Source organism: Aeromonas sp. QDB39 (assembly GCF_027707585.1).
In the GTDB taxonomy this organism is placed as follows: domain Bacteria; phylum Pseudomonadota; class Gammaproteobacteria; order Enterobacterales; family Aeromonadaceae; genus Aeromonas; species Aeromonas hydrophila.
In genome coordinates, this window is the sequence record NZ_JAPCIV010000015.1 from 50667 (window position 1) to 72341 (window position 21675).

The window sequence follows — 21675 nt, forward strand, 5'->3', positions numbered from 1 at the left end:
CCAGGTGCAAGGGGAATAGTGGTGGCAGAGAGCCGCCAAGATGATTCAAAAGGGCTCCTTTGGGAGCCCTTTTTATGGCTGATGTGAAAGGCCCTCCCGCACCATGCCCCTGTCATCCCGGCCATGAAACACTCTCGCGGCGCTCGACGGCCCAAATTTATTTGCTGCTTGATTATTTATTGACGGGGCCGGATCGACCCGTTTTGCGCACGATTCAGTTAATCGAATTACCCTCAACAACCATCCCGCCCGACCCTCTGCCGACTTGCCCCCGTCACCGGTGGTAGGCCGCCATCCCGCGCCGCCGCTGACTTCGGCCTGATTATTTATCCCGTTTGTTCCGCGTTAATTTCCACTCTTACTATGACGACGACCTATCCATGGCCGGCTGATCGCAGCCGTCATTCAAACTGGCATAGCAAGTGGGCAATTCATGATCACCACAGACGGAAACAACGCGGTCGCCTCGGTGGCCTACCGCACCAGCGAAGTCATCGCCATCTATCCCATCACCCCCAGCTCCAGCATGGCGGAGCAGGCGTCGGCCTGGTCGAGCGAGCGGGGCCTGAACCTGTGGGGCGACGTGCCGCGCGTGGTCGAGATGCAGTCGGAGGGGGGCGCCATCGCCGCCGTCCACGGCGCGCTGCAGACCGGCGCACTGGCGACTTCGTTTACCTCGTCCCAGGGCCTGCTGCTGATGATCCCCAACCTCTACAAGTTGGCGGGTCAGCTCATTCCCTTCGTACTCCATGTGGCGGCGCGCACGGTGGCGACCCATGCCTTGTCGATTTTCGGCGATCACTCGGACGTGATGGCGGTGCGCCAGACCGGCTGTGCCCTGCTCTGCGCCAGCAATGTGCAAGAAGCCCAGGACTTTGCCCTGATCGCCCAGGTGGCCAGCCTCAACAGCCGGCTGCCCTTCATCCACTTCTTCGACGGCTTTCGCACCTCCCACGAGATCACCAAGATAGTGCCGCTCGATGACGACACCCTGCGCGCCCTGCTGCCGGCCGAGGCGATCCGTGCCCATCGGGAGCGGGCGCTGACCCCCGACAAACCGGTCATTCGCGGCACCGCCGCCAACCCGGACACCTATTTCCAGTGCCGGGAGGCCACCAACCCCTGGTATGACGATGCGTATCGCCATGTGAGCGAGGCGATGGACGCCTTTGGTGAACGTACTGGCCGCCACTACCGACCGTTCGAATACGTGGGTCACCCACAGGCCAAGCGGGTATTGGTGCTGATGGGTTCCGCCATCGGCACCTGCGAGGAGGTGATCACGCGGCTGATTGAACAGGGCGAGAAGGTGGGGCTGGTGAAGGTACGGCTCTATCGCCCCTTCTCGGCCGCGCACCTGCTGGCGGTCATTCCGCAGAGCGTCCGCAAGATTGCGGTGCTGGATCGCACCAAGGAGCCGGGCGCCCTGGCCGAGCCGCTCTATCTGGATGTGATGAGCGCGCTGGCCGAGGCGGTCAGCCAAGGGGATCGTGCCAGCCTGCCACGGGTCATCGGCGGGCGCTACGGCCTCTCCTCCAAGGAGTTCAACCCGGCCTGCGTGCAGGCCATCTTCGATGAGCTGGCGCTGGATAACCCACGCCCGCGCTTCACCGTCGGCATCTTCGACGACGTCACCGGCCTCTCCCTGCCGCTGCCGACGTTGGATCCAGGCATTGGCAACCAGCACAAGCTGGAGGCACTGTTCTACGGCCTTGGCAGCGACGGCACCGTCTCGGCGGCCAAGAACAGCATCAAGATCCTCGGCAACCACACCGACCTCTACCCCCAGGGCTACTTCGTCTACGACTCCAAGAAGGCGGGCGGCCTCACCGTCTCCCACCTGCGGGTCGGCGAGCGGCCGCTGCAATCGGCCTACCTGGTGGACGAGGCGGACTTCATCGGCTGCCACCAGTGGCAGTTCATCGACATGTACCAGATGGCGGAGCGGCTGAGGTCAGATGGCATCTTCCTGCTTAACAGTCCCTACGACGCCGATCAGATCTGGCAGCGACTGCCCCAAGAGGTGCAACAGGCCCTGCTCCAGAAGCGTGCGCGCCTCTACACCATCAATGCCGCCAAGATTGCCCGCGAGTGCCAGCTCGGCAACCGCATCAATACCGTGATGCAGATGGCCTTCTTCCAGCTGACCGCCATCATACCGCCGGCAGAGGCGACCGAGCTGCTGCGCCAAACCATCGCAGCTAGCTATGGCAGCAAGGGGCAGACACTGGTGGAGCGCAACTGGCAGGCCCTGGCCGCTACCTGCGAGGCACTCGTTCAGGTGCCGCTGCAAGCGCTTGACCCCGCCAGCCACCAGCGCCCACCCGTCGTATCGGCCAAGGCCCCCGACTTCGTGCAGACCGTCACCGCCGCGATGCTGGCAGGGCTGGGTGACAGCCTGCCGGTCTCCGCCTTCCCGCCGGACGGCACCTGGCCGGTGGGCACTACCCGCTGGGAGAAGCGCAACATCGCCAAGGAGGTGCCCATCTGGCAGGCAGACCTCTGCACCCAGTGCAACTACTGCGTGGCCGCCTGTCCCCACTCCGCCATCCGCGCCAAGGTGGTGGACAAGGATGCGCTGGAGGGTGCCCCCGTCACCCTGGACGCCCTCGATGTGAAGGCTCGCGACATGCGTGGCCAGCAATACGTGCTGCAGGTAGCGCCTGAGGATTGCACCGGCTGCAACCTCTGCGTCGAGGTGTGCCCGGCCAAGGATCGCACCGAACCGAGCCGCAAGGCGATCAACATGGAGTCCAGGCTGGATCACCTCGAGGCCCAGAAGGCCAACTACGACTTCTTCCTGGACTTGCCCGAGCGCACCGCCGAGCAGCTGGAGCGCATCGACATCCGCACCTCCCAGCTCATCTCGCCGCTGTTTGAATACTCGGGTGCCTGCTCCGGCTGCGGCGAGACCCCCTACATCAAGCTGCTGACCCAGCTCTACGGGGACCGGCTGCTGATTGCCAACGCCACCGGCTGCTCCTCCATCTATGGCGGCAACCTGCCCAGCACCCCCTACACCACCAATGCGGACGGGCGCGGGCCGGCCTGGGCCAACTCCTTGTTCGAGGACAACGCCGAGTTTGGCTTGGGCTTTCGGCTCACCGTGGATCAGCATCGCGAGCGGGTACGCCGCCTGCTGGCGAGCCTGGGGGACGCCGTCCCGGCCGGGCTGCAACAGGGGCTGCAAGACACCAGCCTGCCGGTCTCCGAGCAGCACGCCCATATCGAGCAGCTGCGCGCTCTGCTGCAGGGGCACACCGACGCCGCGGCCCAGGAGCTGGCCCGTGATGCGGACTACCTGGTGGAGAAATCGGTCTGGCTCATCGGCGGCGACGGCTGGGCCTACGACATCGGCTACGGCGGGCTGGATCACGTGCTGAGCCTGGGGGAGAACATCAACGTGCTGGTGCTCGACACCCAGTGCTACTCCAACACCGGCGGCCAGCAGTCCAAGGCGACGCCGCTCGGCGCCATCACCAAGTTTGGCGAGCAGGGCAAGCGCAAGGCGCGCAAGGATCTTGGCGCCAGCGTCATGATGTATGGCCACGTCTATGTGGCACAGATCTCACTCGGCGCCCAGATGAACCAGACGGTGAAAGCCATTCAGGAGGCCGAAGCCTACCCGGGCCCGTCCCTCATCATCGCCTACAGCCCCTGCGAGGAGCACGGCTACGATCTGGCCCAGAGCCACGAGCAGATGAAGCAGCTGACCGCCACCGGCTTCTGGCCGCTCTACCGCTACGACCCGCGCCGCAGCGAGGAGGGCAAGGCGCCGCTGGCACTGGACTCCCGGGCCCCCAGCGCATCGCTGGCCGAGACCCTGCAGCAGGAGCCCCGCTTCAAGCGCCTCGAGCGCCAGTTGCCGGAGATTGCCAGCCAGCTCTATCGGGAGGCGGAGCTGGACGCCAACCGCCGCTTCGCCTGGCTGAGCCAGCTGGCGGGCAAGGAGGCGCCAGCCCAGGAGTAGCAACGCAGACCCACCAACAAACAGGGCTCCCCATGGGGAGCCCTGTTGCTATGTCGCCGTCACGCCATCAAGCGTGGATGCTGGCCAGCTCGTGGCGTTTCAACGCCAGCAGGGTGATGAGCAGCGCGGCGGTGGCGATCAGTGCCATGCCGATATAGGTGGCGCTGAAGCCAGGTGCCAGCTCGGCCGGGCTCAGGCTGGCCAGGTTGTGGCTGCTGCCCGCCGGCAGGGCGGAGTGGAACAGCACGGAGCAGATGGCCACCCCCACTGCGCCCCCCAGCTCCCGGCCGAAGTTGAACAGCGACATGCCGATGCCGCGATCTTCCCGTGGCAGGGCGTTTTGCACCACCACCGACAGCGCCGGCAGCACCAGACCCAGCCCCAATCCGGCAAACCCCAGTCCCAGTCTGGCCCAGAGGTCGAAGTGGATTTGCCACAGCGCCAGCGCCGACAGGGCGAAGCCCACCACCACGAAACGCCGGTAGTAACCGGTGCGGCCGATCAGCTTGCCGCCGACGAAGGCCCCCGCCGTGATGCAGACCATGAAGATCACCATGTAGAGCCCGCTCTCGCTGGCCCCCATTCCCTTCTGCCACTGCATCTGCAGCGGCAGATAGACCAGCACCGCGAACATCAACAGTTGCGAGGCCAGCGCCAGCAGCACGCTCACCAGATAACCGGGCAGCCGGGCCAGATGGGCCGGCAGTATAGGATCATGGGCGCGCCGCTCCACCAGAATGAGCAGCAGCAGGGCCAGCGCCAGTCCCGCCGCCAGACAGATGGCGGGCAGGGCCGTCTCCGGCGAGAGCAGCAGCAGGCTCAGGGTGGTGACCGTGATCAGCAGCGCCGCCCCCTTCCAGTCGAAGCGACTGTGACGGCGCACATTGAGGTGACCCAGGTTGCGGTTCACCAGCCAGAGCGCGAGCGCCCCGAGCGGCAGGTTGATCCAGAAGATCCAGCGCCAGCTGAGCTGTTCGGTGAAGTAGCCGCCGAGCAGGGGCCCGGCGATGCTGGAGACCGCATAGACCGCCGAGATGTAGCCCTGATACTTGCCCACCTCCCGCGGCGGTATGCTGTCGGCAATGACTGTGAAGGCGAGCGCGATCAGGCCGCCGCCCCCCAGCCCCTGCAGCACGCGGGCAGCCAGCAGGGTTGGCAGATCCTGGGCCAGGCCGCAGGCCACGGATCCGGCCAGAAACAGGCCGATGCCGATGTTGAGCATGCGCACCCGGCCAAACATGTCACTCAGCTTGCCGTAGATGGGCAGGGCGGCGGTGGCCGCCAGCAGGTAGGCAGTGACCACCCAGGTGAGGGCGGCGCCGGCGTTCAGCTCGGCCCCTATGATGGGCAAGGGGGTGGTGACTATGCTCTTTTCCAGTGACCCCAGGGCGATCACCAGGGCCACGCTCGAGAAGATGGTTTTTGGGGACATATGACGGGCTCGCTCATTTGAAAATGCCGGGATCTGCAACGCAGAACTTATTATTGTCTCATAAATCATCAGCCGATGGCCAAAACCGCCCCTGAGCGGCAAGCATGACCCCGGTCGCGGCATTGCCTCCTGCATTCTGATAGGCTGGCTGTTCACCCCCCAAGAGGAAGCAGCCCCATGTCCGAGCAGTTCCGGTTTGAGCAATACGATGCCCTGATTTTCGATATGGACGGCACCCTGGTCGACTCCATGCCCCTGCATCTGGATGCCTGGGAGGAGACCAGCGCCGAGTTCGGCCTGCCCTTCGATCGTGCCCAGCTCAATGAATTCGGCGGCATTCCCACCCGCAAGATAGTCGCCATCCTGGCCGAGCAGCATGGGCTGGATATCGATGTGGACGCCTTCACCCGGCGCAAGGTGGCGCTCTATCTTGAGCATATCGACAAGGTCAGTGTGTTTCCCGCCATGTGGGAGCTGGTCAAGCGCTGCCACGGCAAGGTTCCGATGGGCATAGGAACGGGCTCATCGCGCGAGCACGCCCTGCACATCCTGAAAAACACCGGTCTGGATGCCTATATTCCCGTACTGGTCAGTGCCGATGACATCGACAACCACAAGCCCCACCCCGACACCTTCCTGAAAGTGGCCGAGTTGCTCGGCGCCAATCCCGCCAACTGCCTGGTGTTCGAAGATACCCAGATCGGCCTGCAGGCCGGCCGCGCCGCCGGGATGGAGACGGTGCTGGCACTGGAGGGGGAGCTCTACCAGCGCTAGGCCACACTGCCCCTGCCGCCAATGAAAACGCCTCCGCAAGGGAGGCGTTTTGCATGCAGCAGTGCCGGGATGACCCGGCCCCGCTTTACATGGCGTTGGTGGATTCGAAGATCTTGTCGGCCGAGGCTTCGACGAAGCCCGGGTAGAGCACGCCGTCGGCCTGCGGGTAACGCAGGGCAAACTCGTAGAAGCAGCTCGGGATGGTGCGCACGCCGTCGGTGAAGGCCACGTCCGCCTTGTCGGCCATGGTGGACGATTGCTCCAGCATCACCTGCGGGTCACCTTTCACCTCGCCACCCACGCCATTGAGCACGAAGCCCGCGGCCTTGAGGGCGGCGTTGACTTGCTGGATGGTGTCAAAGTCCTTCAGGCGGTTGATGTTGACGGTGAAGTGGTTGGCACGATAACCCCATGCTGCCATCCAGGCCGCATACTCGCTCTCCGCCAGCAGGGTCTGGTAATCGGCCCAGGAGACCTGCCAGGGGGCGCCGGCATAGAGGAAGGCCTGGGTGTCGGTCAGGTGATCGGGCACCTGAGCCGCCAGCCTGTGGATGATGGCCTGGGCCGCGTCGGAGAGCTCTTCCACCTTCAGCTCGCTGATGAACACCTTGGGCGCGTCCGGGTCTTTATGCTCGAAGTGCTTGGCGTAGAGCTTCTTGGCCTTGAACACGTACTCGCCTTTCTGCTCGTAGCCGAGCGCCAGGAAGTGGGCGGCCAGCTTCTCCAGCCCCAGCTTGGGCAGGTTGTAGGTGCGAAACGCCACGTGGTCGTTGACGATGGGCTCGCCGCCGCCCAGCAGTTGATGAACCTTGTTGGCACTCGGGGTGACTTGAATGTAGTTATCCCACAAATGACCGAACAGGGTGTCGATATCCTTTTGCATCTCTCTTTCCTTTGATTGCGGGTACAGACAAGGGCACCAGTTCAGTGCCCCTTTTATTGTCGTGGTCGGGCGCTGGCTCCAACACAGAGAGCGCCCGCCTTTGTCTTGCTTAGAACGTCAGGCCGGGAGACAGCTGATCCGGCATGGCGGCCTTGCTGTCTTCGACGGAAGCCACCGGATACGCACAGTAGTCGGCGGCGTAGTAGGCGCTCGCCCTGTGGTTGCCGGAGGCGCCGATGCCGCCGAACGGCGCGGCACTGGAGGCGCCGGTGATGGGCTTGTTCCAGTTGACGATGCCGGCGCGAATGCGCTTGAAGAAGTGGTTCCAGTCCGCCTCGTTGTCACCGAGCAAGCCGGCCGAGAGGCCGAAGCTGGTGGCATTCGCCTTCTCGATGGCGGCATCAAAGTCGTCGTAGCGAATGAGTTGCAGCAGCGGGCCGAAGTACTCTTCGTCCGGCAGCGCGCTGACAGCGGTCACGTCAATGATGCCCGGGGAGACGAAGCCGGTGCCCGCTTCCAGGTGCGTGAGGGTGAGCAGACTCTCGCCACCGAGGCGCTGCAGGTTGGCTTGCGCCTCGACCATGCCGAGCGCTGCTCGCTCGCTTATCATGGCGCCCATGAACGGCTGCTCGGCGGCGTCATAGAGGCCGACCTTGATCTGGCCGACCACCTCCACCAGCCGCTTGACCAGGGCATCGCCACGCTCGCCGCGCTCGACAAACAGGCGACGCGAGCAGGTGCAGCGCTGGCCTGAGGTGATGAAGGCGGACTGCACGATGGCATGGACGGCGCCGTCGATGTCGCTCACGTCTTTCACGATCAGCGGGTTGTTGCCGCCCATCTCCAGGGCCAGGATCTTGCCCGGTTGGCCGGCAAACTGCTGATGCAGGAAGTGGCCGGTACGGGACGAACCGGTGAAGAAGAGGCCGTCGATGTCCGGATTGCCCGCCAGCGCCTTGCCGGTGTCGACCTCGCCCTGCACCAGGTTGAGCACGCCCTTGGGCAGCCCCGCCTCCTGCCAGATCTTCAACATGGCCTCGGCCACCATGGGGGTCAGCTCGGAGGGCTTGAACACCACGGTATTGCCGGCGATCAGTGCCGGTACAATATGGCCGTTGGGCAGGTGGCCCGGGAAGTTGTAGGGACCGAACACGGCCACGACGCCGTGGGGCTTGTGGCGCACGAACGCCTTGGCGCCCGGCATGGGGTTCTCCACCGTGCCGGTGCGCTCGTCATGGGCGCGGATGGATATGGCGATCTTGCCCTGCATGGCGGCCACTTCGGTGCGGGTCTCCCACAGCGGCTTGCCGGTTTCGCGGGCGATGGTCAGCGCCAGCGCCTCCTTGTGCTCGCCGAGCAGGTCGGCATAGCGGCGCACGATGGCCAGACGATCGTCGAGGGCCAGATCGGACCAATGATAGAAGGCATGGCGGGCAGCCTTGACGGCGGCCTCCACCTGGGCGGCGCTGGCGGCCTCCCCTTGCCAGATCACCTGATTCTTGGCCGGATCCTTTGACTCGAACGGCTTGCCTGCACCGGCCAGCCACTGGCCGTCAATAAACTGAACTAACTGGCTCATCCTTCACTCCCTGTGGTTCGCAGGCAGCCTTGGCTGCCTGTTTCATATGCGGTTTTACTGCTGATATGGCTCAATCGAGATCAACGGCGCGCACCATGTCGCCATCCTGCACCTTGAGTGCGGCCGCCATCTTGGGCGGGATGATGGCTTCATGCTTGTCCAGATCGACCCGGATGTTGCCGTAGCAGGCGCGGTAGTGCTCGTAGCGGGTATTGCAGACCAGATGGGTCTTGCCGCCGATGGGCTCCCCCACCAGCACCCGCAGCTTCTGGCTGCGGCGCACACTGCGAATGTTCTTCACGTCGCACTCGACGGTGGGGCCGGCATCGAAGATGTCGACATAGCCGCGATTCACGAATCCTTCGTCCTGCAGCATCTTGATGGCCGGGCGGGTCTTCTCGTGGGTCTGACCGATGACGGCGCGCGCCTCGTTGCTCAGCAGATTGACGTAGATGGGGTACTTGGGCATCAGCTCGGCGATGAAGCGCTTCTTGCCGATGCCGGTGAGATAGTCGACGGTGGGAAAATCCATCGAGAAGAAATGCTTTTGCAGCCACTCGTAGAAGGGGCTGTGACCATCGGCATCGGAGACGCCACGCATCTCGGCGAAGACGGTCTCGTCAAACAGCTCGGGGTGTTCGGCCATGAACAGAAAGCGGTGCTTGGAGAGCAGACGGCCGTTGAGCCCCTCGCGGGCGCATTCGCGCAGAAACAGGGTGCAGAGCTCGGAATTGCCGGTGTAGTCGTTGGAGAGGGTGAGGGTTTCCACGACGTTGTAGATGCCGAGCTTGGGGGAAGAGTGCACCACCTTGCCGATGTGATAGTTGTAGAACGGCTGGGACAGGCCCACGGCCGCATCGATGGCGCAGGTACCGACCATTTCGCCGGTCTCCAGATCCTCGGCGACGAAGAAATAGAGGCAGTCACCCTTGCCCGCAGGCTTGTCCGAAAAGGTCTGGGTGGAAGCGTCTATCTTGCGCTGCAGCAGTTCATCGTTGACGGGCAACGAAGTCATGCCGGTGCCGGATTCGATGGCACAGGTCTTGAGACCGGCAAAATCTTTTTGCTCGATGGGACGGATAACCAACATAAATGACAACTCCCTTTCATTGACGACAGGTGGGGTCCCGGCTCCTGCCGGGAGGGCTCCCCACCTCAATTTGGATCAGGCGTTAACCACCTGGGCAACCGCTTTCTCGAACCGTACCAGCCCTTCCTTGATGTCCGCTTCCGGAATAACCAGGGACGGCGCGAAACGCACCACGTTGGTGCCGGCGACCAGCGCCATCAGACCCTGGTCGATGGAGGCCAGCAGGAAGTCGCGCGAGCGGCCCTTGTAGTCGTCGTTGAGCACGGCGCCCAGCAGCAGACCCTTGCCGCGCACTTCACTGAAGCAGTGGTACTTGGCGTTGATGGCCTCGATCCCTTCGCGGAACAGCTGTTCGCGCTGCTTGATGCCATTGAGCACTTCCGGGGTGTTGACCACGTCGATCACCGCCTCGGCCACCGCGCAGGCCAGCGGGTTGCCGCCGTAGGTGGAACCGTGAGTGCCCACTTTCAGGTGGGAGGCGATGTCGGTGGTAGTCAGCATGGCGCCGATGGGAAAGCCGCCGCCCAGTGCCTTGGCGCTGGTGAGGATGTCAGGCGTGACGCCCAGACCCATGTAGGCAAACAGATCGCCGGTACGACCGACGCCGGATTGCACTTCGTCATAGATCAGCAGGGCGTTGTGCTTGTCGCACAGCTCGCGCACCCCTTTGGCAAACTCGTCGGTGGGACGAATGATGCCGCCCTCGCCCTGCAGCGGTTCCATCACCACGGCGCAGGTATTGTCGGAGATGACGGCAGCCAGCTCCGCCAGATCGTTGTAGGCCACGTGGGTGATGTCCGCGGGCTTGGGACCAAAACCATCAGAGTAGGCAGCCTGGCCGCCGACGCTGACGGTAAAGAAGGTACGACCGTGGAAGCCCTGGTGGAAGGCGATGATCTGGGTCTTGTGGGCACCGAACTTCTCGATGGCGTAGCGACGGGCCAGCTTGAGAGCGGCTTCGTTGGCTTCGGCACCGGAGTTGCAGAAATAGACCTTGTCGGCGAAGGTAGCGGCGACCAGTTTCTTGGCCAGGCGCAGGGCCGGCTCGTTGGTCATCACGTTGGAGAGGTGCCACAGCTTCTCGCCCTGGGTTTTCAGGGCCTCGACCAGCTTGGGATGGCAATGGCCCAGGCCATTGACAGCGATCCCGCCGGCGAAATCCACATACTCACGGCCTTCCTGATCCCAGACACGTGACCCTTCACCACGCACCGGGATGATCTTGGCGGGCGCATAGTTGGGAACCATCACTTCATCAAACACTTCACGTGTCACTGCCAACAACTCTGACATATTGCTCTCCTTCGATCTGGCGACAGAATAATCCACCGCCCAAAAGTTAAATCCATGTAAACACATCGGCATTGTCACAGAAAAAAAGCTAAAAGTCTGCAACAAAGCGCGTTACAGGGAACAATGTTCGACTGCCCGTGAGATTTTAGGCAACCGCATTGCATAACGGCTCAGGGGGTGTTGGCAAGAGATAATTTGGACAGGGAGGGAGGTGAATAAAGTGTCAGGGAAAATATTTTTGGCCTCCTTTCAATTCTGGGAGGCCGATCACAACTATTCAGGGATTAGCCAAAAAATTGGCCAGCAACTGATGACCCTGCTCGCTCAGAATGCTCTCCGGATGGAACTGAACACCCTCTATATTCAACTGCTTATGGCGCAGTCCCATGATCTCGTCCGGGCTGCCATCGGCATGTTCGCTCCAGGCGGTGATCTCGAGACAATCGGGCAAGGTGTCGCGCTCCACGATGAGCGAATGGTAACGAGTGACCCGCAGCGGATCGTTGAGCCCCTTGAATACCCCCTCGCCGCGATGGCGAATGAGCGAGGTCTTGCCGTGCATCATCTGGCGCGCACGTACAACCTGAGCGCCGAAGGCCTGCGCCAGCGACTGGTGGCCGAGACAGACGCCGAGAATGGGGAGCTGGCCGGCAAAACGGGAGATGGCCGCCAGCGAAATACCCGCCTCATTGGGGGTGCAGGGACCGGGAGAAATCACCAGATAACGGGGAGAGAGCCGGGCAATGGCGTCCAGCGTCAGCTCGTCATTGCGCTTCACCACTACCTCCTGTCCCAGGGCGCCAAAATATTGCACCAGATTCCAGGTAAAGGAGTCGTAGTTATCGATCAACAACAGCATGGGTCAACCAGGGCAGAGAATTAACGATCCAGATAGCGACCCTGTTCCATTTCACGCTCGCGCTGGCACTCGGCCAGGTAGATGGCGGCGGCGATGGCAGGGGTTTTGTGGTGCTTGTCGATGGCATTGGAGACCATCAGTTGCAGGGTATTGAGGTTTTTGGCCTTGCGAAACTTGCGCAGCCAGTGACCCTTGTCACCCAACTCTTCAATCGTGGTATTTGATTCGACAGACATGCTAACTCTTGGGGCAGACGCCCGCGTTTGAAATTGGAAGATGAAATAACGAATAGCAGGTCGGGTAAAACAAAGAAAGCCAGGCAAATACCCAGCTCTCTTCTACTACACCTTCCCAGTATGTCAGGCTCGAGGAACGAAGCCGACTACATCATATACGCTGGCCAGGGTTTTTTCAGCCCTTTCCCGCGCCTTTTGTGCACCGGCCGCCAAAATGGCCTGCAGATGAGCCTCATCCTGACGCAGCTCGTGGAAGCGGGCCTGAATCGGCTCCAGCAGGGCAACCACTGCCTCGGCGGTTTCGGTCTTGAGGTGACCGTACATCTTGCCTTCGAAATGCTGCTCCAGCTCGGGGATGGAACGGCCGGTCACCCCGGACATCAGGGTCAGCAGGTTGGAGACCCCCGGTTTGTTCTCCGGATCGAAACGCACCACCGCCGGCTCGTCGGAGTCGGTCACCGCGCGCTTGATCTTCTTGACGATCTGCTTGGGATCTTCCAGCAGGCCGATGAAGTTGGCCTCATTGTCGTCCGACTTGGACATCTTCTTGGTCGGATCCTGCAGGCTCATCACCCGGGCGCCCTCGGTCGGAATGAAGGGCTCCGGCAGGGTGAACACCTCACCGTAGAGGTTGTTGAAGCGGGTGCAGATGTCGCGGGTCAGCTCCAGATGCTGCTTCTGATCGTTGCCCACCGGCACCTGATTGGCCTGATAGAGCAGGATGTCGGCCGCCATCAGCACCGGATAACCGAACAGGCCGACGTTGACGTTGTTCTCGAAGCGAGCGGACTTGTCCTTGAACTGGGTCATGCGCGACAGCTCGCCCATCTGGGTGTAGCAGTTCAGGATCCAGCCAAGCTCGGCATGCTGCGGTACGTGGGACTGGATGAACACGGTGCTCTTGGCCGGATCGATGCCGACCGCCAGATAGAGGGCAGCGGCGTCCAGGCAGGCCTTGCGCAGGGCGGCCGGCTCCTGGCGGGTGGTGATGGCGTGCAGATCGACGATGCAGTAGAGGCAGTCGAAGTCATCCTGCATGTTGACCCACTGACGCAGGGCCCCCATGTAGTTGCCGATGGTCAGCTGGCCCGACGGTTGGGCCCCGCTCAATACGATAGGTTTAGTCATCAGAGTGTTGATCCTTGTTATTCGGCCTGCCTGGCCAGCTTATTCGGCCAGCAGCGCGTCGAGCTGGGCAAACTGTTCACATACCCAGTCCGGGCGGGAATCTGCGATGGGACGGCCGTAGTTGTAGCCATAGGTCAGTCCCACCACCTTCATGCCGGCAGCCTGGGCGGCCAGCACGTCATTTTCGGAGTCGCCCACCATCAGGGTGCGCGACGGGCTGACGCCCAGCTCGTGGCAGGCCAGCAGCAGCGGCTCCGGGCTCGGTTTCTTGACGGGCACACAGTTGCCCCCCAGCCAGAGTGCGAAACAGTCGCCGATGCCGAGGGCATCGAGGATCGGCTGCACGAAGTGGCTCGGCTTGTTGGTCACGATCCCCTGCTGGTAACCCAGCGCCTGCAGGCGACGCAGGCTCTGTTCGACCCCGTCATACATGGCCAGCCCTTCCAGCAGGCAGGCCTGATAGTGGCGGTCAAACAGCGGACGGGCGCTGGCAAACAGCTCAGGCGCCGCGCGATAGTCCAGCGCACGCTGGATCAGCTTGTCGGCACCGTTGCCAACCCAGGTCCGCACCACGGCCTCGTCGGCCTCGGCCAGCCCGAGTTCGGTCAGCGTACGATTGACCGCCAGCGCCAGTTGCGGGGCACTGTCGATCAGGGTGCCGTCCAGATCGAACAGCACCAGATCAAAATCACGTTCAGCGTTTGACATGAGAGAGCTCCGCCCGCATCTCGTCGATCACCGCCTTGTAGTCCGGACGACTGAAGATGGCCGAGCCGGCCACGAACATGTCGGCGCCAGCCTGGGCAATTTCGCGAATGTTGTCGACCTTGACCCCACCGTCGATCTCGAGGCGAATGTCGCGGCCGCTCTCGTCGATCAGACGGCGCACCTGGCGCAGCTTGTCGAGGGTGCCGGGGATGAAGCTCTGGCCACCAAAGCCCGGGTTGACCGACATCAGCAGGATCACGTCCAGCTTGTCCATCACGTACTCCAGGCAGGTGAGCGGCGTGGCCGGGTTCAGCACCAGACCGGCCTGGCAGCCCTGCTCCTTGATGAGGCCCAGGGAGCGGTCAACGTGGTCGGACGCTTCCGGGTGGAAGGTGATGAGGGAGGCACCCGCCTTGGCAAAATCGGGAATGATGCGATCCACCGGCTTGACCATCAGGTGCACGTCGATGGGGGCTTCGATACCGTAGTCACGCAGGGCCTGGCAGACCATGGGGCCTATGGTCAGGTTGGGCACATAATGGTTGTCCATCACGTCGAAATGGACCACGTCGGCACCGGCGGCCAGCACCTTGGCGACATCGTCCCCCAGACGGGCAAAGTCGGCGGAGAGGATCGAGGGGGCAATCAGAAAGTCTTTCATCAGCGTCATCCATTGGCAGCGTGGCAGAAAAAGCGGCGCAATTTTACCGCAAATGGATGCTGAAAACGACCCGCACACGGTACGGAAAAAGCGAACACCATCATCACCGCAAATGGATGCTGAAAACGACCCGCACAGGGTACGGAAAAAGCGAACACCATCATCACCGCAAACGGACGCTGAAAACGACCCGCACACGGTACGGAAAAAGCGAACACCATCATCACCGCAAACAGGCGCTGAAAACGACCCGCACACGGTACGGAAAAACCGAACGCCATCGTCACCGCAAACGGGCGCTGAAAACGACCCGCACACGGTACGGAAAAAGCGAACGTCATCATCACCGCAAACGGACGCTGAAAACGACTCGCACACGGTACGGAAAAAGCGAACGCCATCATCACCGCAAACGGACGCTGAAAACGACCCGCACACGGTACGGAAAAAGCGAACGCCACCATTGGCCGCAGCAGACATAAAAAACGGCACCCCGAGGTGCCGTCTGTGTCAGCCGAGTGGCGCCAGTTCGGTGTCGCTCGGGTAGTAGCCCTGCTCCGGCTCGATGCCAGGCGGATAGAGCGCCAGCAACTCGGCCACCTTGTTGCGGGTGCCGCCGTTGCGGCTGATGGTGCGCTTGACCAGGATTTCGTCGAGGCGGGCACCGCGATAGAGCTCGCGGGTCAGCTCGATGTCATGGTTGCTGATGAGCACGGGCACCCCTTTGCGAGCCGCGGTGTGGCGAGCCAGCCTGGCCAGCACGGCCTGATCGTCCAGGGTGAAACCCCCGGCCGAATAGGTGGTGAAGCTCGCGGTAGTGGAGAGCGGGGCATAGGGGGGATCGCAATAGATCACCCAATCCTCTTCGGCGCGCTGAATGGCATCGGCATAGCTTTCACAGATGAAGGTCGCCTTCTGCGCCTTCTCGGCGAAGGCCCACAGCTCTTTTTCCGGGAAATAGGGCTTCTTGTAAGAACCGAACGGGACGTTGAAGCCCCCCTTCTTGTTGTACCGGCACAGGCCGTTGAAACCGTGTCGATTCAGAAACAGGAATAGCAGGGCGCGCTCGAAGCTGGTGTCGGTCTGGTTGAACTGGGTGCGCAGCCGGTAGTAGGCCGCCTTGTGGTTGTGCTCGGTCACGAACAGCTTGCGCGACTCAGCGATGAACCGATCCGGCGTCAACTTGAGATGATTGTAAAGACCGATCAGATCCGGATTGATGTCGTTGAGCACATAGGCGTCGTAGTCGGTGTTGAGAAACACGGACCCGGCCCCGACGAAGGGCTCCAGCAACACACGCCCGGCCGGCAAACGCTCGGCAATCTCTTCAACCAGGGAGTATTTTCCCCCGGCCCATTTTAAAAAAGCGCGTGTTTTTTTCATGGAAATCCGGTGTTAAGAAGGCATCGACCAAAAAAGGGGGACGATTCTACCCCCTTCCCGGTCAAAATGGCTATTGCTTCAACTCTTTTTGTACCTGCGCAAACGACTTGGGCCAGGGTTGACCCTTCAGCAAGGCGGGCGACAGCTTGCGAATGGCGGCCTTGGCCTGGTTGCTGCTGGCATAGTCCCCTTGCAGCACCACGTACCAGGGGCTGCCGCGGAACTTGGTCTGATAGACCCAGATCTTGCCGGCCAGACCATTTTCGGCCACGAACTTGTCGACCGCCTTGGTGTTGCTCGCCCCCATCAGCTGGATGCTGTAGTGGTTTCTGGGCTTCTTGTTCAGAGTGGCAGCGGGGGTCAGCGCCACCTTGGGAGCAGGTGCCGCCACCGGTTCAACCGCGACTGGCTTGGCCACCGGCTTGCTGGCCGCTGGCGTGACTTGGGCCTTGGCGGTGTTTGCCGGCTGGGCAGCCTGAGCGGTGGCATTGGGTGTAACAGTCTTCTCGGCAGAGGTCCCCTGAGTGGCCGCTGCTTGCGAATCGGCGCCGGTCAGCTCATCCACCACCGCAGTGGGCAGGGCGCCGCTGACGTTGGGCTGCTTCATCAGCTTCTCGACCACCTCGTCGGAGATCACCACCCGGCGTCCTTCGTAGTTGGTCGATTCGGTGGTCACGGTGTCGCTCTCCACCGCCTTGGGCAATACCTTGGCATCCGGCTGCCAGTCACGTACCACGCCGCTGGGATTGCTGGCGGCGCCATCACTGGCCGCATTCTGGCTGCCGTTCTGGCTGGTGTTGCTGCCGCCGATGGTCAGCGGATCGCCACCCGAGACGGGGATGGGCAACGCCGTGGTTTGGGTGGGCTCGGGGGCGGTGCTCTTGCTGTCGCCGCCAAACAGGGCCGGCAGCAGATAACTCAGCGCCAGCAGACCGCCGGCCAACAGGGCCAGCAGGGTCGCAATCTTCTTGACGGGCAACTCGGCCTGACGTTTCTTGGGCCTTCTGTCGGTCATGATATCCTCCAGTAACTGCATGATGGCGGACGGATGTCCATTTGCCACTTTCAGGATCTCTTCCACTTTCGGCTTGGGCAAGAGGGCTGTCGGGATCTTGAGCTCTTTGGCCTTCTCATACAAGAAGATGCGTTGTTCGGGTGCGCCAAGTGGCGTGACTTCCAGCTCCAGCGCGGGCATGGCCCGCCCTTTCAGCTGCGCCTTCTGATTGCGACACCAGACGTCACTGCCGGAGAGCACGATGGCCAACTGATGGGGGATCTTCAGGGTATCGTTGTGACGACACAGGCTCCACAGCTCGCCGACCAGCTCGGCAGGCAGCTCGTCAGCCCGCTCGATCAGCAGCAACAGGGTGGCGGGTTTGCCTTCCAGCATGCGGAAAAAGCTGTCTGCCAGCGCATCCTGCGGGTTGAACAACGGCCGGGCCACTACCTGGGGCAGCAACAGCTGGCGCACGTCCACCATCTTCATGGCGGGGCTGCCAATCAGGCTGACGACCCGCACTTTTTCCGGCAGCGCTCCCAGCAGGGATTCGCACAACGTGCCGCGACCACTGCCGGGTTTGCCGGAAAGAAAGATAAAAGGATGATTGAATTCAATCAGATGCAGCAGCCGGTCAACCAGCTGCCGCTGGGAGGGAAATTTCAGCAGTTTATTCGTCACGACCAGACTCGATCACCGCCAGCAGTTCAGCATCGGAGACATCGGCCACCACCTGGGCATGACCTATGCCGACCGGCAGCACCAGACGCAATTTGCCTTCCAGCACCTTCTTGTCGCGGCGCATGTGACGAATGAAGGCCGCAAAATCCATCTCTGGCGGCGCCTGCACCGGCAGATTGGCCGCCAGCAGCAAGGCCCGGATACGGTCTACCTGTTGCTCGGTCACGTCACCACGGGCCAGGGCGGTATTGGCGGCCAGCATGGTGCCTGCCGCCACGGCTTCGCCGTGCAGCCAGTTGCCATAGCCCTTCTCGGCTTCAATGGCATGGCCAAAGGTGTGGCCCAGGTTAAGCAGGGCACGCACACCGTGTTCGGTCTCGTCCTGGCCAACCACATCGGCCTTGATCTCGCAGCAGCGGCGGATGGCGTAGGCCAGCGCGGCCGGCTCCTGCGCCTGCAGACGGGACATGTTGGCTTCGAGCCAGCAGAAGAATTCGACATCCCAGATGATGCCGTATTTGATCACCTCGGCCATGCCGGCGGCAAATTCGCGGGTAGGCAGGGTCTGGAGGCACTCGGTATCGATCACGACGTGTCTGGGCTGATAGAAGGCCCCGATCATGTTCTTGCCGAGGGGATGGTTGACGGCAGTCTTGCCACCAACGGAGGAATCAACCTGGGAAAGCAGTGTGGTAGGCACTTGAATGAACGGAATGCCACGTTGATAGCTTGCAGCAGCGAAGCCGACAACGTCCCCTATCACACCGCCACCCAGGGCAATCAGAGTGGTATCACGACCATGGTTGGTTTCCAGCAGAGCGGACATGATCCGCTCAAAGGTAGCCAGGGTCTTGTAGGCCTCGCCATCCGGCAGGATCAGGTGTTCAACTTGATAGCCCGACAGCAACTGGGCAATCCGCTCAAGATACAAGGGCGCAACCACTGTGTTGGTCACAATCATGACCCGCTTGCCCTTGATGGTTTGCGTCAGCACCTCTGCGTGCTGCAACAGACCTGCGGCTATCTCGATGGGATAGCTGCGTTCACCCAGTTCGACCTTCAACCTTTCCATGGACGTCCTCTATATTACATGCCGATCAACTTAACAATTTGATTGGCAACAACTTTAGCGCTCTGGTCATCAGTCTGGATGACAAAGTCAGCCACTTCTTCATACAGGGCGTTGCGTTCTTGTGCCAGACGCTCGAGTACTTCGCGCGGCGGCTCTTCGGTTTGCAGCAAGGGGCGACGCTTGTCTCTTTGCGTACGTGCCAGTTGCTTCTCAATGGTGGTTTCGAGGTACACCACGATGCCACGAGCAGAGAGCTTGTTGCGTGTTTCACGGCTCTTGATGGCACCGCCACCCGTCGCCAGCACGATACCCTGCTGTTCGGAAAGGTCACCGATGACCTTCTCTTCGCGGATCCGGAAACCCTCTTCGCCTTCAACATCGAACACCCAGCCGATATCGGCACCACTGCGGCGCTCAATCTCATGATCTGAGTCGAAAAACTCCATATGCAGTTGTTCTGCCAGATGTCTACCTATGGTGCTCTTGCCCGCACCCATGGGACCTATCAGGAAAATATTGCGTTTCTCAGCCATGTCTTTTCGTTAGTAATTACAAACTGTACGACCCCGACAAACTCTCGATCGGGGTACCTATGAACCTTATCTTGCGATGGATCAGGAGGGGGATTATCTCAATAGAAATCAGGACTGGCAACCGCAGCCCTTACGCCCCAGCCTCATTGGGGCGTAAGGTTATATGTGTTTTACCTTCACATGTAAAGTCTTCAGAAGGCGTCGGTGACTATCTTCGGCGTCACGAAAATCAGCAGCTCGCGCTTTTTGTTCTCGCTGGTTGTCTTGCGAAACAACACGCCCAGACCCGGGATGTCCCCCAGCAAGGGTACCTTGCTGACGTCGCTCTTGATGGTCTGTTGATAGATGCCACCAAGCACCAGGGTCTCGCCATTGTTGACCAGCACCTGGGTGGTGATGGACTGGGCGTTGATGGAGACGGCATCACCGGTACCGGTCGGCACGGTTTCACCCTTGGTATCCTGAGTCACGGTCAAATCCAGGATCACCCTGTTGTCGGGAGTGATCTGCGGCGTCACCTTGAGGCTCAGCACCGCCTTCTTGAAGGTGACCGAGGTTGCCCCGCTGGAAGAGGACTCCACATAGGGGATCTCGGTACCCTGTTCGATCAGCGCCGGCTTCTGGTTGGCCGTGGTGACCCGGGGACTGGCTATGATCTCGGCTTTGCTCTCTTTCTCCAGTGCCGACAGCTCGAGATCCAGCAAGGTACCATCCGCCAGCCGCGCCACCTGGAAGGCCAGGGTGCCGGCCGCATTGGTCACCGGCAGATTGACGTTAAGCCGATCGTCCACCCCTGGTCGGGTGATGGTCGAGCCTCCATTGTTGTTGCCGGAACCATCATTGCCTTCGATGGTGCCCGAGGTACTGTTGCCGTGACCGTCATTCTTGGTTACCCCCCAACGCACCCCTAGCGCCTCGTCAAAGCCGTCATCAATGGTCACCATGCGCGCCTCGATCACCACCTGCTTGACCGGAATATCCAGGATATCCAGCATGCGCTTGATGTTGCTGATAACGTCGGCAGTGTCCTTGACCACCAGCACGTTGGTCCGCTCATCAACACTCACCGCCCCCTTGGAAGAGAGCAGCTTGGTGCTCTCGGACGAGAGCAGCGCCGCTACTTCGGATGCCTTGGCATAGTTGATTTGCAGATACTCGGTATAAAGCGGGGCCAGATCGGCGACCTGGTTGCGGCTCTCCAGCTGCTGTTTCTCGCGAGCGGCAATCTCTTCGGCTGGCGCGACCAGCAGGATGTTGTTATCCAGCCGCTTGTCGAGCCCCCGCACCTTCAAGATGATGTCGAGTGCCTGCTCCCAGGGCACCCCGTCCAGCCGCAGGGTGATGTTGCCCGACACCGAATCCGTGGTCACCAGATTGAGGTTGTTGAAATCCGCGATGAGCTGCAGCACGGTTCTCACCGGAATATCCTGGAAGTTGAGAGAGATGGGTTTGCCCTGATACAGCTTGCCGGCAGTCGCCGCGGTGCGCTTTTTCACCTCGACGATGAACATCTTGTCCGCCTGATCATAACGGTAGTCAAACTGCCCGTTGACCGAGAGTTCGAACAGGGTGTCGTTACCCCGGCGAAACACCTCAACCTGAGAGACAGGGGTCGCAAAATCCTGCACGTTGATCAGATTAAGCAAATCGTCCGGTACCCGGGTGCCGTGAAACTTGGCAAGCACCGTCTGACCACGGCTGCTGACGTCAACGGCGGCGGAGCTGTTGTCCAGCGTCACCAGAAATTCCCCCTGCCCGTCCTTGCCGCGCCGGAAGTCGACCCCCTTCACGGAATTGAAGTAGGCACCACTGGCCGCCGTCTGTGGTGATGGCAAGACAGGCTTGCTGGCCACGGGCGCTGCCACTGGAGCGCTCTGGCGAGCAAGCAGCTGACTGTTGATCAGGGCGGACGAGGCTGCCGGCTGGGTATTGATAAGTGCAGACGAGGTCGGCTGGGGGGCCACCAGCCCGGAGGATGCTGTGGTGGCTGGCAGCGGCATGGCTGCTTTTTCTCCCAGTGCCACCAACAACTTGTTGCCCTGCTGATGCACCTGATAGGGGGTCAGTTGATCGAGGGCGATCTTGATATCGAGACCTGCTCCCTTGCCCTCAACCTTGAGGTTGTCCACCCCTTGCTGCTTGATGGGCAACGGGTTCACGTTGAGCGCACCCACCGCCCCCGGCACATGCAGCAGCAGTTGGTTGGGTTCATAGGAGAGACGATCGGTAAATCCGCTGACCGGTTCACTGAAACTCAACTCCAGCAACAGCTGGTCCGCCATCAGCGGATTGACCTTGACCTCCTGCAGGGTTGCCACGGCCCAGGCCTGGCTCCATGCTCCGGCGCAAAACAGCAGGGTAACTCGGGCTACCATACCTATTGTTGTTTTCATCGC

General features: G+C 61.5%; 18 protein-coding genes. 2 read left to right on the top strand and 16 right to left on the bottom strand.

What is annotated here, in order from left to right; genetic code table 11:
* Positions 1–433 precede the first annotated feature (433 nt).
* On the top strand, positions 434–3970 hold the full coding sequence (gene nifJ, locus PG899_RS10705) for a pyruvate:ferredoxin (flavodoxin) oxidoreductase (RefSeq protein WP_270697359.1): 3537 nt from the start codon (positions 434–436) through the stop codon (positions 3968–3970).
* 67 nt (positions 3971–4037) lie between these two features.
* Here the strand turns inward: nifJ and PG899_RS10710 are convergent, their stop codons facing one another.
* On the bottom strand, positions 4038–5402 hold the full coding sequence (locus PG899_RS10710) for an MDR family MFS transporter (RefSeq protein ID WP_190283934.1): 1365 nt from the start codon (positions 5400–5402) through the stop codon (positions 4038–4040).
* Between the two features lie 177 nt (positions 5403–5579).
* Between PG899_RS10710 and PG899_RS10715 the strand changes: the two genes are divergently transcribed.
* Positions 5580–6176 carry an HAD family hydrolase gene (locus PG899_RS10715; RefSeq protein WP_011706953.1) on the top strand — a complete coding sequence of 199 codons (597 nt, stop codon included), beginning with the start codon at positions 5580–5582 and terminating at the stop codon, positions 6174–6176.
* Positions 6177–6261: 85 nt separating this feature from the next.
* On the opposite strand, the gene PG899_RS10720 is transcribed toward PG899_RS10715, so the two are convergent.
* The 15 genes from PG899_RS10720 to PG899_RS10790 all read right to left on the bottom strand — a co-directional run bounded on the left by PG899_RS10720 (position 6262) and on the right by PG899_RS10790 (position 21672).
* A complete protein-coding gene (locus tag PG899_RS10720) occupies positions 6262–7059 on the bottom strand; it encodes a DUF1338 domain-containing protein (RefSeq protein ID WP_190283933.1) in 798 nt (265 codons plus the stop codon).
* 109 nt (positions 7060–7168) lie between these two features.
* Positions 7169–8638, bottom strand: a complete 1470-nt coding sequence (gene astD, locus PG899_RS10725) for a succinylglutamate-semialdehyde dehydrogenase (protein ID WP_190283932.1) — start codon at positions 8636–8638, stop codon at positions 7169–7171.
* A gap of 70 nt (positions 8639–8708) precedes the next feature.
* Positions 8709–9728 carry an arginine N-succinyltransferase gene (gene astA, locus PG899_RS10730; RefSeq protein ID WP_011706956.1) on the bottom strand — a complete coding sequence of 340 codons (1020 nt, stop codon included), beginning with the start codon at positions 9726–9728 and terminating at the stop codon, positions 8709–8711.
* A gap of 75 nt (positions 9729–9803) precedes the next feature.
* Complete coding sequence (locus tag PG899_RS10735; RefSeq protein WP_011706957.1) at positions 9804–11021, bottom strand: aspartate aminotransferase family protein; 1218 nt, start codon at positions 11019–11021, stop codon at positions 9804–9806.
* A 277-nt stretch (positions 11022–11298) separates the two neighbouring features.
* Positions 11299–11880, bottom strand: a complete 582-nt coding sequence (locus tag PG899_RS10740) for an aminodeoxychorismate synthase component II (protein WP_016351623.1) — start codon at positions 11878–11880, stop codon at positions 11299–11301.
* Between the two features lie 20 nt (positions 11881–11900).
* Positions 11901–12116, bottom strand: coding sequence for a hypothetical protein (locus PG899_RS10745; RefSeq protein ID WP_011706959.1), 216 nt, complete (start codon positions 12114–12116; stop codon positions 11901–11903).
* 123 nt (positions 12117–12239) lie between these two features.
* A complete protein-coding gene (gene trpS, locus PG899_RS10750; protein ID WP_043165435.1) occupies positions 12240–13244 on the bottom strand; it encodes a tryptophan--tRNA ligase in 1005 nt (334 codons plus the stop codon).
* A 39-nt stretch (positions 13245–13283) separates the two neighbouring features.
* Entirely contained in the window at positions 13284–13952 is a 669-nt protein-coding gene (locus tag PG899_RS10755; protein ID WP_017409198.1) for a phosphoglycolate phosphatase, read from the bottom strand.
* Complete coding sequence (gene rpe / locus PG899_RS10760; protein ID WP_016351625.1) at positions 13939–14613, bottom strand: ribulose-phosphate 3-epimerase; 675 nt, start codon at positions 14611–14613, stop codon at positions 13939–13941. The genes PG899_RS10755 and rpe overlap by 14 nt, the downstream gene beginning before the upstream one ends.
* Before the next feature lie 5 nt (positions 14614–14618).
* Positions 14619–15077, bottom strand: coding sequence for a hypothetical protein (locus PG899_RS10765; RefSeq protein ID WP_270697360.1), 459 nt, complete (start codon positions 15075–15077; stop codon positions 14619–14621).
* Positions 15078–15123: 46 nt separating this feature from the next.
* Complete coding sequence (locus PG899_RS10770; RefSeq protein WP_190283930.1) at positions 15124–15996, bottom strand: Dam family site-specific DNA-(adenine-N6)-methyltransferase; 873 nt, start codon at positions 15994–15996, stop codon at positions 15124–15126.
* Between the two features lie 70 nt (positions 15997–16066).
* Complete coding sequence (locus PG899_RS10775; RefSeq protein WP_190283929.1) at positions 16067–17674, bottom strand: SPOR domain-containing protein; 1608 nt, start codon at positions 17672–17674, stop codon at positions 16067–16069.
* Positions 17664–18746 carry a 3-dehydroquinate synthase gene (gene aroB, locus PG899_RS10780; protein ID WP_190283928.1) on the bottom strand — a complete coding sequence of 361 codons (1083 nt, stop codon included), beginning with the start codon at positions 18744–18746 and terminating at the stop codon, positions 17664–17666. The genes PG899_RS10775 and aroB overlap by 11 nt, the downstream gene beginning before the upstream one ends.
* A 14-nt stretch (positions 18747–18760) precedes the next feature.
* Entirely contained in the window at positions 18761–19279 is a 519-nt protein-coding gene (aroK, locus tag PG899_RS10785; RefSeq protein WP_005298388.1) for a shikimate kinase AroK, read from the bottom strand.
* 191 nt (positions 19280–19470) lie between these two features.
* Positions 19471–21672 (bottom strand): type IV pilus secretin PilQ, encoded by a 2202-nt coding sequence (locus PG899_RS10790; RefSeq protein ID WP_190283927.1) that lies wholly within the window; start codon positions 21670–21672, stop codon positions 19471–19473.
* Between the last annotated feature and the right edge of the window lie 3 nt (positions 21673–21675).